At 70.7% G+C, this 13,308-nt stretch carries 12 protein-coding genes; 6 read left to right on the top strand and 6 right to left on the bottom strand.

The window, feature by feature from the left end:
* The first annotated feature begins 87 nt into the window (after positions 1–87).
* Positions 88–1,341, top strand: coding sequence for a glycosyltransferase 87 family protein (locus tag AC4D2O_RS05100; RefSeq protein ID WP_490905534.1), 1,254 nt, complete (start codon positions 88–90; stop codon positions 1,339–1,341).
* On the opposite strand, the gene AC4D2O_RS05105 is transcribed toward AC4D2O_RS05100, so the two are convergent.
* Positions 1,328–2,173 carry an SDR family oxidoreductase gene (locus AC4D2O_RS05105; protein WP_490905535.1) on the bottom strand — a complete coding sequence of 282 codons (846 nt, stop codon included), beginning with the start codon at positions 2,171–2,173 and terminating at the stop codon, positions 1,328–1,330. The two genes, AC4D2O_RS05100 and AC4D2O_RS05105, sit on opposite strands and share 14 nt — an antisense overlap.
* Positions 2,174–2,321: 148 nt before the next feature.
* Between AC4D2O_RS05105 and AC4D2O_RS05110 the strand changes: the two genes are divergently transcribed.
* Entirely contained in the window at positions 2,322–2,846 is a 525-nt protein-coding gene (locus tag AC4D2O_RS05110) for an SRPBCC family protein (protein ID WP_490905536.1), read from the top strand.
* Here AC4D2O_RS05110 and glsA read toward each other — a convergent pair.
* The 3 genes from glsA to AC4D2O_RS05125 form a co-directional block, all read right to left on the bottom strand.
* A complete protein-coding gene (glsA, locus tag AC4D2O_RS05115; protein ID WP_490905537.1) occupies positions 2,843–4,657 on the bottom strand; it encodes a glutaminase A in 1,815 nt (604 codons plus the stop codon). The genes AC4D2O_RS05110 and glsA overlap by 4 nt on opposite strands.
* A gap of 74 nt (positions 4,658–4,731) precedes the next feature.
* Positions 4,732–5,187: a hypothetical protein gene (locus AC4D2O_RS05120; protein WP_490905539.1), complete on the bottom strand. Its 456-nt coding sequence runs from the start codon at positions 5,185–5,187 to the stop codon at positions 4,732–4,734.
* A gap of 92 nt (positions 5,188–5,279) precedes the next feature.
* Positions 5,280–6,731: an APC family permease gene (locus AC4D2O_RS05125; protein ID WP_490905540.1), complete on the bottom strand. Its 1,452-nt coding sequence runs from the start codon at positions 6,729–6,731 to the stop codon at positions 5,280–5,282.
* 205 nt (positions 6,732–6,936) lie between these two features.
* On the opposite strand from AC4D2O_RS05125, the gene AC4D2O_RS05130 reads away from it, so the two are divergent.
* Entirely contained in the window at positions 6,937–7,608 is a 672-nt protein-coding gene (locus tag AC4D2O_RS05130; RefSeq protein WP_490905541.1) for a pentapeptide repeat-containing protein, read from the top strand.
* Between the two features lie 31 nt (positions 7,609–7,639).
* Here AC4D2O_RS05130 and AC4D2O_RS05135 read toward each other — a convergent pair whose 3' ends face one another.
* Both AC4D2O_RS05135 and AC4D2O_RS05140 read right to left on the bottom strand, forming a co-directional pair.
* A complete protein-coding gene (locus AC4D2O_RS05135; protein ID WP_490905543.1) occupies positions 7,640–8,917 on the bottom strand; it encodes a CPBP family intramembrane glutamic endopeptidase in 1,278 nt (425 codons plus the stop codon).
* A gap of 4 nt (positions 8,918–8,921) precedes the next feature.
* Positions 8,922–9,644 (bottom strand): YoaK family protein, encoded by a 723-nt coding sequence (locus AC4D2O_RS05140; RefSeq protein ID WP_490905544.1) that lies wholly within the window; start codon positions 9,642–9,644, stop codon positions 8,922–8,924.
* Between the two features lie 130 nt (positions 9,645–9,774).
* On the opposite strand from AC4D2O_RS05140, the gene AC4D2O_RS05145 reads away from it, so the two are divergent.
* From AC4D2O_RS05145 to AC4D2O_RS05155, 3 genes are read left to right on the top strand one after another with little or no spacing between them, the layout of a single operon-like run.
* A complete protein-coding gene (locus AC4D2O_RS05145) occupies positions 9,775–11,457 on the top strand; it encodes an ABC transporter substrate-binding protein (protein WP_490905545.1) in 1,683 nt (560 codons plus the stop codon).
* Position 11,458: 1 nt separating this feature from the next.
* Positions 11,459–12,412 (top strand): ABC transporter permease, encoded by a 954-nt coding sequence (locus AC4D2O_RS05150; protein ID WP_490905546.1) that lies wholly within the window; start codon positions 11,459–11,461, stop codon positions 12,410–12,412.
* Positions 12,412–13,308, top strand: a complete 897-nt coding sequence (locus AC4D2O_RS05155; protein WP_490905547.1) for an ABC transporter permease — start codon at positions 12,412–12,414, stop codon at positions 13,306–13,308. Before AC4D2O_RS05150 ends, AC4D2O_RS05155 begins: the two co-directional genes overlap by 1 nt.

Raw genomic sequence — 13,308 nt, forward strand, 5'->3', positions numbered from 1 at the left:
GCCCGCGAGGTCGTCGGGGATTGGCGCGGGCCGCGCGGCGGGTGAGACGATGGCGCTGCCGCCACCCAGACCGACCAGGAGCCACCCGTGCGCATCCGCCTCCTCCGACCGGAGATCCGCAGCAGCGCCCGCTCGGTCTGGCTGTACTTCGGCCTCATCCACCTCGGGTTCCTTGCCCGGCTGCTGCCCTTCATCCTCGGCGGGGGAGTGCTCAGCGACATCCGCTTCTACCGCGAGTGGGCCTACCTCGCGCTCGACGACGGCACCTGGCAGGGCATCGACACGGCGTGGGTGTACCCCGTCGGGGCGCTCGCGCCGATGATCGCCGCCACGGTGTTCGGCCCCTACCTCTACCAGCTCGCCTGGTTCGTGCTGTTCGCCGGCCTCAACGCCCTCGGCACGGCGGCCCTCCTCCGGCGGGGCACCGCGTCGTCGTCCACCGCCGCCTACTGGTGGCTGACGGCGACGGCGCTGCTCGGGCCGGTCGCGGTCGGCAGGATCGACGGCCTGACGGCGCCGATGGTCATCACAGGGCTGCTCCTGGTCGCCGCGCGTCCGTTCCTCGCATCGCTCCTGCTCAGCGCCGCCACCTGGATGAAGGTGTGGCCGGCCGCCGTCGTGCTCGCGGCGCTCGTCGTGGTCCGGCATGGACGGCTGCGTATCCTGGGCGCAGGGATCGCGCTGACGGCCGGGATCGCCGCCGTGGTGGCCGTGGCCGGAGACGTCCGCAACCTCACGGGCTTCCTCAGCGCGCAGGGCGCCCGCGGCATGCAGCTCGAGGCGCCCCTCAGCACACCCGGCGTCTGGCAGGCGATCACGGGGACCTCGGGCGCCTACTTCTTCGAGGACGAGGTCATCAACACCATGGAGGTCCGGGGCGCGCTGAGCGGGCTCGTCGGCGACCTCATGACACCGCTGCTCGCCCTCACCGTCGTCCTCGTCGCCGCGTTCCTCGCGATCGCGCTGCACCGCGGTGCCCGTGCGGACGCCCTGCTCGCCACGGGGTCGCTGGCGCTCGTGAGCACCCTCGTGGTCTTCAACAAGGTGGGCTCCCCGCAGTTCATGCTGTGGATCGCGGCCGTGATCGCCGCGGGGCTGGTCCTCGACCGCGCCGCCGAGTGGCGCTACCCGGCGATCGCGATGCTCGGCTGCGCGGCCCTCACCACGCTCGTGTACCCCGTGTTCTACGACGCCCTGCGCTACGAGCTCAACCCCGCCGTCGCCGTCCTGCTCACGTTCCGGAACCTGCTCGTGGTGAGCATCTTCGTCTGGTCGCTCGTGCGCCTCGGACGCCTGACGGCGCGCGCCCGCATCCCGGCCGCCGCGACTACGGGTGCCTGACGCCCTGCCCCGCAAGGACGGCGCGGTAGCCCTCCCGGTACGTCGGGTAGGTGAAGGAGAACCCCGTGGAGCGCAGCAGTCCGCTGTCCACGCGGCGCGCACCGCCGCGGGTCGGCGCCGCTTCGCCGCGGGGCGGCTCCGGCAGGCCGAGCTCGGCGGCGATGAACCGCAGCACCTCCCCGAGGTCCACGGGCAGCTCGTCGCTGCCGAGGTAGATCGGCGCGGGCTCCGCGACCTCCGTGACGAGGTGCACGATCGCCGCCGCGGCGTCGTCGCGGTGGATCCGGTTGGTCCACTGTGGTTCCGCCGGCAGCAGGGCCGCCCCGCTGGTCACCTGGTCGATCAGGCGCGTCCGGCCCGGCCCGTAGATCCCCGAGAGCCGGAGGACCGTCCCGCGGTTCGACCGGTCCAGGAGCACCTGCTCGGCCTCGCGCACGAGCCGCGCCGTCGGCGTCGTGCTCTGCGCGGGTGAGTCCTCCGTGACGAGTGCGCCGTCGAAGTCCCCGTACACCGCGGTGGAGGAGACGAAGAGGATGCGCCGCGGTGAGACGCCGTCGCGCTCGAGGGCGTCCAGCACGTTGGCCGTCGCGTCCACGTAGGCGCTGCGGTAGGCGGCCTCGGTGCGCTCGCCGGCCGCCGTGGCGATGACGACGACGTCGGTGTCCTCCGGGACCGGCGGCAGCGGCCGGGTCAGGTCCGCGGCCACGCCCTCGATGGTTCGGGGGAGCCGGTCGGGGGAGCGGCGCAAGCCGACCACACGCCCGCCCGCGGCGGCGAGCCGCAGCCCCACCTCGGTCCCGAGGTCCCCGCAGCCCGCTATCAGCACCGTCATCGATCCAGCCCTCCTGCTCGCCGGCCCGGGCGGCCGCGCACGTCGCCAGTCTAGGGCGCCGATCCCGGCCGGGCTCCCAGCCGCCGGCCGTAGACTGGCCCGCAGCGTGCCGGGGAGTGCCGGGCGGAGGAACGAGCGAGGGGGACACGTGGGGCGGGTCATCTCGGTCTCGGACAGTGTGGTGATCGCACGGTCGCCGGGGACGCTCTACGCCATGGTCAGCGACGTCACGAGGATGGGCGAGTGGAGCCCCGAGAACAGCGGCGCTGTGCTGGCCGGGGCGACGGACGGTAGGGCGGGCGTCACTGTCGGCACGGTCTTCGACGGCGCCAACACGCGCGGCCGCGTCAGCTGGACCACGCGCTGCACCGTGACCGTGGCCGAGCCCGGGCGCGAGTTCGCGTTCCGCGTGCACGCGATCGGCGGTACGAAGCGCCGGATCCCCGCCCGCATCGCGTCGTGGCAGTACACCTTCGAGGAGCACGACGGCGGCACGCTCGTCACCGAGACGTGGACGGACGACCGGCCCTGGCACGACGCCGCCGCGCAGGCGTTCGACTACGTGGCGACCGGCGGGACGACGTTCGCCGCGTTCCAGCGCGGCAACATCCGGCGCACCCTGCGGAACCTGAAGGCGGCGGCCGAGTCCGGCACACCCCGGCAGGGCCGCTAGTCGCGGATCCGCACCGCCGTCTCCCGCAGGTACAGGTCCACCCGCGAGTAGGCGTCCCGGGTGAGCGCCTTCCAGAGTTCGACGGCGAGCCGCGGTTCCTCCTTCTCCACGGTCCGGATGGCCTGGGCGGTGAGCACCTTGACGTGGACGTCCTCCAGGGCCTTGACGGTCGTCTCCTGGCGGTCGTCGCTGCCGAGCGCCAGCTCGCCGAACGTCATCCCGGCGCTCAGGGTGGTCAGCTTGAGGCGCTCGCCGGTGGGCCCGGGTGCCGAGGTGACGATCCTCCCGGAGAGGATGAAGAACACGCCGCCGAACGTCTGCCCGACGCGCCGCACCACGTGGCCCTTCTCGTAGGTGCGGTCCTCCATGTGCCTGGTGAGGGCCTCGACGTCCTCGTCGGAGAGCGGGCTGAGCGCCGGGCACTGCGCAACCTCCACCGTCGACGGGAGCAGGAGGTCGCCGCCGTACCGCATGATCAGTTCGTTCTCGCACCATTCGACGGCGGCGGTCCGGGTGTCGAAGGTGGGGACGGGACGGTCGACGTCCCTGAATGTCTCGGCGAGGGTGCCCTCGCCGTCGATCAGCACCAGGTCGCAGTCGACCTTCGCGAGGTTCTCGCGCACCTCGCCGAGCAGGCGGAGGGAGACGTCGGCCACCTCGTCGACGCGGCGCAGGTCGAGGACCACGAAGTCGACGTCGTCGTCGAGCCCGCTCAGCTCGCGCACCATGGACTCGGTGCCGGCGAAGAGGAGGTCGCCGTTGAGCTCGATCACCATCGCCTGGTGCCCGTGCTCGCGCAGCACGTCCATGGCCTCGTCGGTGCGGCGGATCCCCGAGGGTGCGGCCAGGATGTCGTAGCTGGCGCGGATGGCCGAGCGGCCCGCCCGAGCCGCGCGCACGAAGTGCAGCTCCATGTCACGGGACAGGCGCTGGCTCGTCGCCATGCCGCGCACGCTGCTGCCGTGGTCGTCGAGCGGCGGCGAGTACACGGCGAGCCCCACCTGGCCGGGCAGGACGGCGATCGTCCCGCCACCCACGCCGCTCTTGGCGGGCATGCCCACGGTGCTGATCCACGTGCCGGCGTCGTCGTACATGCCGCACGTGGTCATCACGGACAGGACCCGCTCGACGGCGAGGATGTCCATGGCCTCGACCCCGGTCAGGGGGTTGCGGCCCGAATTGGCCAGCGTGGCCGCCATGACGGACAGGTCGATGCAGTTGACCATCACCGAGCACTGCCGGAAGTAGTCCTCGATGACGGGTGTCGGATCGTCCTCGATGATGCCGAACGACCGCAGGAGATAGGCCAGGGCACGGTTGCGGTGGCCGTGCTCCAGCTCGGACCGGAAGATCTCCTCGTCGACGCCGAGCTGGCGTCCGGCGAAGTGCGAGTAGGTGCTGAGGATGCGCTTGAAGCGCCGGTTGCCGCCGCGGGACTGCACGAGGGAGGTGGCCGTCAGGGCGCCGGCGTTGATCATCGCGTTCGCGGGGCGGCCCGTGCCCGGCGCGAGCGAGATCTCGTTGAACGAGTTGCCCGAGGGCTCAACGTCCACCTTCGCGTCCACGGCGTCCATCCCGAGGTCGGAGAGCGCCAGCCCGTAGGTGAAGGGCTTCGAGATGGACTGGATGGTGAATTCCTCGCGCGTGTCACCGATCTCGTACATGTAGCCGTCCACGGTGGTCAGGCAGATGCCGAAGTTGTCCGGGTCCACGTTCGCCATGGCGGGGATGGTGCTGTACGGCTTGCCGTCCTTCAGATCCGAGATCTCCCGGTGGATGGTCCGCAGGTAGGTCTCGATCGGTGATTCCATGCTCTCCACCCTACGGTGCGGGAGCGGGGGCCTCCGTCGGGGCAGCGGGTGGTCGGAGGATGTTCAGCCGATGGTCAGCGGCTGGTCATGGTGCTCAGGGTGTGGCGGACGGACAGCACGAAGAGCTGGGCGACGGCGGTCGTGATGCCGAGCAGCAGCAGCACGGGTGCGGCGAAGATCGTCCTGTCGTACCACGGGGCGACATAGCTTTGGCCCGCGGTGAGGGCCTCCATGGACTGCTGCGCGTAGATCGACGGCGCGGCGAGGAGGAACACCCCGAGCGCGGCGAGGACGCCGGCGGTGATCCAGGCCCATCGGTCGTACGGGTTCCGTGGCGGTGCCTCGACCTGCTGCGCGGGAGCCGCCACCTCGCGGATGGCGGAGGTCTCGACCGCCGGAGCCGGTTCGTCGGGCAGCGCGGGGGCGAGCGGCGCCGGTGTCGCCATGCGCGAGGCCGACTCCGTGGCACCGCCGCGCTGGTAGATGCCCTCGTAGCGCGGGTCGTACGTGGACTGCACGCGGTCGCTCATCGATCGTCCCTCCCCCTGGTTTGATGGATGACCCAGTAAAGCACGGTGGCCCGGGCGAGGGAACGGCGCCCCGGTCCCTGGCACCGGCGTGGTCAGCGCCGGGTGGCGAGGCTGTGGAGCAGCCGCTCCTCGGCGTCGTGCCCCGGTGTGATCCCGCGGGGGATACGCAGCAGGAAGATCACGCCGAGCACCCACCAGAGACCGAACAGGATCCACGGCGGCGGAGTGAGCGCCGCCGGCATGCCGGGCAGGTATAGGCTGAGCAGGCCGACGCAGAGCACGACGGCGATCCAGCCGATCACGGTGCCACCGTTTCCGGCCCCGCCGATGCGCAGTGGCCGCTCCATGGCGGGTTCGCGCCGACGCAGGATCACGAAGACGAGCGCCACGAGGATGTAGGCGAGGACGATGCTGGGAGCACCGGAGTCGACGAGCCAGCCGAGCATCTGCGTGCCGAAGAACGGCGCTGCGAAGGACAGCGCACCGATGAAGATCAGCGCGTTGACGGGTGTCCGGTAGCGGGGGTGCAGGACGCCGAACCATCGGGGGAGCATGCCCGAGCGTGACATCGAGTACATCAGTCGGGATGCGCCGAGCAGCAGCGAGTTCCAGGAGGTCAGGATGCCGGCGATCCCGCCGGCGATCAGGATGTTCGCCATCACGTCGGACCCGAACATCGCGCCCATCGCGTCCGCCGTCGCGATGTCCGCACCGGCGAGTTCGTCCGCCGGCATGGCGGAGGACGTCGTCAGGATCGTCATCACGTACCAGATGGTCGCGAGGACGACGGCGACGACGACGAGCCGGCCGATCTGCCGCGCCGGGATGTCGACCTCCTCCGCGGACTGCGGGATGACGTCGAAGCCGACGAACAGGAACGGCACGACGACGAGGACGGCGAAGAAGCCCGCCGATCCGCCCGTGAAGAAGGGCTGCATGTTCGTCGACGAGCCACCGGTGATGCTGCCGAAGATCAGGATCAGTCCGATGACGAGGAGAAAGACGACGACGAACGTCTGCGCTGCACCGGCGATCTTGACGCCTCGGATGTTGATGAGCGTGATCACGACCGCGGCGACGGCGCCGACGAGTGCCCACGTGAGGTGCACCTCGTCACCCGCCACGGTCCAGAGCGGGATGCGGCTGAGACCGGGGAAGATGTACTCCGCGGTCCGGGGGAGGGCGACGGCCTCGAAGGCGACGATCGTGACGTAGCCCCCGGTGATGGCCCAGGACCCCACGAAGGACCATCGCGGGCCCATGCCCCGCAGCAGGAAGTTGTGCTCGCCGCCGGCCTTCGGCATCGCGGCCGTCAGCTCGGCGTAGGTGAGTCCGACGACGCCCATGATGATTCCTCCTGTCACCATCGCGAGCACCGCTCCGCCGGTTCCCGCCGAGGCGATCCACCCGCCGGTGAGCACCACCCAGCCGAAACCGATCATCGCGCCGAACCCGAGGGCGAGGGCGTCCCAGTTCCCGAGGACCTTCAGGAGCGAGGTGTCCTCCCCATGCGTCGTGCCCTTGGGGCTCTCCGGTGTCGGCATGATTGCTCCGTCCTCTGCGGGTCCACTGCTGATGCGGGATCCGGGTCGCCGGTAAACGGTCCCGGTCGGCCGTCCCTCCGCTGGACTCCGGGTGACCCACTGTAGGTGATCGACGGGCCCGTGGGGAGTGTCCGGGCGACGGCGGATGATGGAATGATCTTCTGACCGCAGACCCGTGCGGCCCGGACCACGATCGGAGTCGCGAATGCCAGCGCGTCCTGCCCGCAGCACGACGAACCCGCCGCGCCTGTCCCTCCGGCCCCCGCAGGGCGTGACGCGCGTGGACGAGCCGCATCTGCTCGACGGCGACCACCGCGAGGGCGAGCACTACGAGCGGCTGGCCCTCGACGGCGAGGAGATCGCCGGTATCACCCTGCAGGAGTGCGTGCTCGACGGGGTCTCGCTGAACGACACCGAGCTGCGAGGCGCCCGGATCATCGAGTGCGCGTTCGAGGACCTCTTCGCCCCGGTCCTCCGCGCCCCGCGCAGCAGCTGGCGGGAGACATCGCTGCGGAGCACGCGCTGGGGGTCCGCGGAGCTCTACGACAGCCGGTTCGACGCCGTCCACCTCGACGGCGGGAAGCTCGACTACGTGAACCTCCGCAGCGCGCGGCTGACGGACGTGCTCGTGAGCGGATGCATCATCGGGGAGCTGGACCTCACCGGCGCGAAGGCGACGCGGCTCGCCCTGGCGGACTGCACCATCGGCACGCTAACCCTCGACGGCGCGCAGCTCCGGGACGTGGACCTGCGCACCAGCAGCTTCCGCAGTATCCAGGGGCTCGACGGGCTGCGCGGCGCCACCATCGACGAGTACCAGCTGCAGCTGCTGGCGCCCTTCCTCGCCGAGAGCATGGGCCTGCGGATCGAGGACTGACCCCGGTCAGGATCGGGTCAGGCCCGCAGTCCTACTTGGGGTGGCCCGGGCCGGTGGGGTGCGCGACGCCCGGGGGATAGCCGGGCCCGCCCGGGTGGGCAGGGCCGGAGGGGTGGCGGTCGTCGTCGTGGTCCCGTGCAGGAGCAGGAGCAGGAGCAGGAGCAGGTGCAGCAGCAGGTGCAGGTGCGGGCTTCTGGACGGCGCTCGGGGCGGGTCCGGCCGCGGAACGGTGTACGGGCGGTCGGAACGGCGCGAGGGGCGGCCCTGCCGGGGACTGCGTCTGCAGCGACGCCGGCTCCGGCGCCCGCGTCCACGGCGGCACGCCCGGGTCCGCCGGCAGGAGCGTGGGGTAGGCGCCCCACCCCCCGGGGTACGGAGCAACCGGCTGCGCCACCGGCTGCGGCGCGACCGTGCGCGTGCGGTCGATGCCCAGGCGGTCCGCGAGGCGCACGATGACGACGGCCGTGACCCCCATGGTCAGGGCCGACACGACCAGGCCGCCCACCGAGCCCTCGGTGGAGTTCACGTCCACGAGTCCGAAGGCGCCGAGCACGAAGATCGTCATGTTGTTGATGGCATGGACGGCGATCGCGGCCTCGAGCCCGCCCGTGCGCCAGCTGATCCAGCCGGCGAAGATCGCGAAGATCGCCACGTCCGTCTGGCCGAGCGGGTCGTAGCCGTGACCGAGGACGAACAGGGGCACGGGGAGCAGGATCGCGAAGGCCGGGTGTCGCAGCCAGCTGCCGATGGCCTGCATCAGGAAGCCCCGGAAGACGTACTCCTCCGCGGCGGCCTGGAACGGGACGGCGAGGAGGGACAGCGCCAGCATGACGAGGAGGATCGTGGTGTCCTGCTGGACGGGTGCTGCGGCGGCCTCCTCGGGGAAGAAGAACCCGATCCCGGTCGAGACGGCGAGGCTGGCGAGGAAGACGGCCAGGGCGGCGCCCGTGCAGATCGCGAGCCAGCGCCAGCGGATCCGGCCGGCCACTGAGGACAGCAGACCGATGGGTCTCGGCCCCATGATCAGCGCCGCGAGGGCGAGCGCCGGGATCATCAGGATGAGCGACACCAGGGTGAAGGCGAACATCACCGGGTTGCTGAGGTCCAGCACGGTCAGGGCGTCGAGGTAGGGACCCACCCCCGTGGGCGAGAGGAACGCCAGGCCCAGGCCCGCCACCAGGACCACCAGGAGGAACACGATGTAGAACACGAAGCCGAGCAGTGCCGTGAGGAGCGGTTTCCACCATCGGTGACGCGGCCACGAGAGGGCCAGGCGGTGGTATTCGTACTGTCCGTCGACCTGTTGCATGGTTCTACCGTAGTGCGGATTCCTTGGCGCTCTCTGCGCTGTTTTCCCTGCGGTCATGCCGGTGGCGCAGGTGGCCGAGGAGGGTGACGATGGCGGAGAGCAGCGCGGACACGGCCACCCCGAGCCAGAGGCCCACGGAGAGGGCCAGCGCGCCCACCACGGCACCCGCCATGATGAGCACGATCGCGGAGGCACGGCGCGCCCAGAACGGGCTCTTCCCGCCGGCGAGCCGTGAGTCCGACGCGAGGCCGGTGATCGTGGAGGTGACCACGACGGTCGTGATCTCCGCGACCTTGAGGCGCTTCGCCGTCGCGGCCTGGACGCCCATCACGGTGGCGAGCACCGACGTCGTGATGCTGCCGAGCACCTCCTCGGCGTGGACGTCCACGAGCGCCACGTACACCGCGAGCGCCGTCAGGCCGACCGTCACAGCCAGCAGGGTGCCCGAGGTTCGACCGGACCATCCTTCCGGCGCCTTCCTCAGCACCCGGCCGGCGAGCGCAGCGCCGACCATGAAGAAGACGAGGGCGAGGGCCGGCCGCAGGATCGGGAGGTCCGCGCCGCCGGCGAAGGCCATGCCCAGGAGCACGACGTTGCCGGTCATATTGCCCGTGAAGACGCGGTCGAGCCCCAGGTAGCCGACGGCGTCGATCACGCCCGTGGAGAAGGTGAGCGCCAGCATGAGCCACAGATGCAGGCGGTCCGTCGCCACCCTGTTCTTCTTCACGATGTTTTCCTTCGGTAATAACCTTGAAACGAATGTATACGAAGCTTATCGTCGTACCCGTGATTGTATTCAATCTGAGTACCCGTTGCAGTGCAGAAGCAGTTCCGTCCGCCCTCCCGTGAGGAACCCCATGCAGCACTACCCGCAGTACCCCCGGGGCCCGATGCCCCGCCGTCCCGGGAGGCAGGTGCGCCTGCTCGCCGCGGCCGCCGTCGCCCTGGCAGCCCTGACCGCCTGCCAGCCGGTGCAGCCGCTCCCGGCGGCACCCGTGCGAGACGACGTGACGGGCGTGCCCGTCGGGGACACCGCCGTCCGGGAGGGCGGCGACCTCGTCATGGCGCTCTCCGCCGAGCCGGACCGCCTGGATCCGACGACGTCGTCGTCCCTCTACACGCGCTATGTCATGCAGACCATGTGCCAGAAGCTCTACGACATCGACGCGGAGGGCGAGCTCGTCCCGCAGCTCGCCACGGCACTCCCGGAGATCTCCGAGGACGGCCTGACCGTCACCATCCCCGTGCGCACCGACGCGGTGTTCGCGGACGGCGAGCCGTTCGACGCCGATGCCGTCCGTGCGACCCTCGAGCGCCACCTCACCCTCGAGGGTTCCACGCGCAGGAGCGAGCTCGGACCGATCAGCGGGATCCGGGCCGTCAGCCCAGACCGCGTCCAGATCAGCTACGAGAAGCCGTTCGCACCGCTCACCGCCGCGCTCGCCGACCGCGCCGGCATGATGCTCTCGCCGAAGGCGATCGCGGAGCAGGGCGCCGACTTCGGCACCAGCCCGGTGTGCGTGGGGCCGTTCAAGTTCGTGAACCGCGTGCCGCAGACGTCCATCACCGTGGAGCGCGACCCGCTCTACTACGACGCCGACAGCGTGCACCTGGATACGATCACCTACCGGATCATCACCGACGCGAACATCCGCGCCGCGAACCTGCGCTCCGGTGACGTGCAGGTGGCCGACACCATCTCGCCGCAGGACGTCGACGCGCTGCTCAAGGAGGACGGCGTCGGCGTGCTGCAGGTCGGTTCCCTCGGCTACCAGGGGCTCACGGTCAACGTGGGCAACACCGAGGGCGTGGGGGAGCCCACGGGCAGCATCGACACCCCGCTCGCGCAGGAGAAGGCGGTCCGCATGGCCCTGTCCATGTCGATCGACCGCGAGGCCCTCGTCAACACCGTGTTCAACAGCTGGTTCGAGCCCGCCTGCTCGCCCATCTCACCCGACAGCCCGTACGCCTCCGCAGCGAGTGAGGCCTGCCCGCCGTACGATCCGGAGGGCGCGAAGAAGCTCCTCGCGGACGCCGGCCTGGAGACCCCGTACCCCGTGCGGATGCAGGTGACGAACACGCCGGACACCCTGCGCTACGGGCAGGCGCTCCAGGCCGCCGTGGCCGACGGCGGCTTCGAGCTCACCGTGGTGCCCGTGGAGTACTCCACGCTCCTGGACGTGCAGTCCCAGGGTGATTTCGAGGCCCTGCAGCTGGGCTGGTCCGGGCGGATCGACCCGCACGGCAACATGTTCAACTTCCTCTCGACCGGGGGCGGCAACAACTACTCCGGCTACAGCAACCCCGCCGTGGACGACCTGCTCACCAGCGCGGCCCAGATCAACGACGTCGAGGAGCGCGCGGCCCTCTACGGCCGGGCCGTGGAGCTCGTGCAGCAGGACAACCCCCTGATCTACCTGTACCGGCAGCGGAACCTCACCGCCTACAGCACTGACGTGGCCGGTGTGGAGACCTTCGCCGACGGCGTGGTGCACCTGAGCAGCGCCGCCTTCATCGAGCCGTCCGCCGAGGAGAACTGACATGGGCCGCTATCTCGTCACCCGGCTCTGGCAGTCGGCCGTCACCCTGATCCTCGCCTCGATCGTGGTCTTCATCGGGGTGCGGCAGCTGCCCGGCGATCCCGCGCTCGCCATGGCGGGGGAGGAGGCGACCCCCGAGCAGCTCGCCGCCGTGCGGGCGGAGATGGGCCTCGACCAGCCCCTCGTCACCCAGTACTTCGCGTTCGTGGGGAACATGTTCCGCGGCGACTTCGGCGAGTCCACCCGGACGGGCACGCCCGTCACGGAGCTGATCGCCACCACGCTGCCCGTCACGCTGTGGCTCTCGGCGTACGCGATCGTGGTGGCGATCGTCGTCGGGATCGTCTTCGGCGTGATCGCCGAACGGTTCCGCGGACGCTGGCCCGAATGGATCGCGAACGCCTTCGCCCTCATCGGCCTGTCCGTGCCCAACTTCTGGCTCGGCATCCTCGCGATCCTGTACCTCTCGGTGACCCTCGGGTGGTTCCCCGCTTCCGGGTACGTGGATGTGCTCTCGGACCCGCTGCGGGGCCTCTACTACCTCACGCTGCCGGCCCTGATCCTCGGTACCGGGCTCGCCGCCGTCATCATGCGCCAGACCCGAGCGTCGATGATCGAGACCATGACCACGGACTACGTGCGGACGGCGCGCGCCAAGGGCCTCGGCCGGGGCCGCGTGCTCGTGCGCTACGGGCTGCGGAACTCGCTGATCGTCGTCGTGACCATCGTGGGCCTGCAACTCGGCGGCCTCATCTCGGGTGCCGTGGTCACCGAGCGCATCTTCGCGCTGCCGGGCTTCGGGAAGCTCACGCTCGACGCCGTCTTCACGCGCGACTACCCCGTGATCCAGGCCGTGGTGCTGATCATCACCGTCAGCTACATCCTCATCAACCTCGCCGTGGACGTCCTGTACTCGGTGGTCAACCCCAAGATCCGCGTCGGAGGAGCAAACTGATGGCCGTCGAGACACTGCCCGCCGGAACAGGGACGGGCGGCGAGGGCCTCGGCTCCGGCCGCGGCCGCATCCTGTCCTCCCTGCGCTCCAACCCACTCGGCATCACCGGCGGCATCATGCTCGTGCTCGTGGTGCTGGCCGCGCTCCTCGCCCCGGTCCTCGCGCCCTACCCGCCCACCGAGGTGCACTTCGCCACCCCGTTCCAGCGCCCGCTCACCGAGGGCTTCCCGCTCGGCACCGACGACCTCGGCCGGGACATCCTCTCGCGCCTGCTGTTCGGGATCCAGACCTCGCTGCAGGTCGGGGTGCTCTCCGTGCTCCTCGCCGTGGTCATCGGCACGCCGCTCGGCCTGCTCGCGGGCTACTCCCGCGGGTTCGACGCCGTCATCTCCCGGCTCACGGACGTCACGCTCGCCTTCCCGTTCCTCATCATCGCCGTCGGCCTCGCCGCCATCAGCGGACCCAGCCTCGGCAACGCGGCGATCGCGCTCGGCATCGCGCAGATCCCCACCATGATCCGGGTGGTGCGCGGCGAGACGCTGCGCATCAAGGAGAGCGACTTCGTGCTCGGCGCCCGCACCATGGACGCCTCGCCGACGTGGATCATGCTGCGGCACGTCCTGCCCAACGCCACCTCCGCGATCATCGTGCAGGCCACGGTGATCATGCCGGTCGCGGTCATCGGCGAGGCCCTGCTGTCCTTCCTCGGCCTCGGCATCCAGCCGCCCACCCCGAGCCTCGGCATCATGCTCTCCGACGCCCAGCAGTACCTCTTCCGCGCACCCAGCGCGGCCATCTTCCCGGGCGTCGCGATCGCCCTGATCTGCCTCGCCTTCAACCTGTTCGGTGACGCCCTGCGCGACGCCTTCGACCCGACGAACACCACCCGGAAGTGA

This window comes from Arthrobacter sp. TJ-238 (assembly GCF_058269215.1).

What these genes read in the sequence shown, in the direction of transcription:
- AC4D2O_RS05105 (WP_490905535.1), bottom strand. Translation starts at nt 2,173, where the DNA reads ATGACGGTGCTGATAGCGGGCTGCGGGGACCTCGGGACCGAGGTGGGG.
- glsA (WP_490905537.1), bottom strand. Translation starts at nt 4,657, where the DNA reads ATGGAATCACCGATCGAGACCTACCTGCGGACCATCCACCGGGAGATC.
- AC4D2O_RS05120 (WP_490905539.1), bottom strand. Translation starts at nt 5,187, where the DNA reads ATGAGCGACCGCGTGCAGTCCACGTACGACCCGCGCTACGAGGGCATC.
- AC4D2O_RS05125 (WP_490905540.1), bottom strand. Translation starts at nt 6,731, where the DNA reads ATGCCGACACCGGAGAGCCCCAAGGGCACGACGCATGGGGAGGACACC.
- AC4D2O_RS05130 (WP_490905541.1), top strand. Translation starts at nt 6,937, where the DNA reads ATGCCAGCGCGTCCTGCCCGCAGCACGACGAACCCGCCGCGCCTGTCC.
- AC4D2O_RS05135 (WP_490905543.1), bottom strand. Translation starts at nt 8,917, where the DNA reads ATGCAACAGGTCGACGGACAGTACGAATACCACCGCCTGGCCCTCTCG.
- AC4D2O_RS05145 (WP_490905545.1), top strand. Translation starts at nt 9,775, where the DNA reads ATGCAGCACTACCCGCAGTACCCCCGGGGCCCGATGCCCCGCCGTCCC.
- AC4D2O_RS05150 (WP_490905546.1), top strand. Translation starts at nt 11,459, where the DNA reads ATGGGCCGCTATCTCGTCACCCGGCTCTGGCAGTCGGCCGTCACCCTG.
- AC4D2O_RS05155 (WP_490905547.1), top strand. Translation starts at nt 12,412, where the DNA reads ATGGCCGTCGAGACACTGCCCGCCGGAACAGGGACGGGCGGCGAGGGC.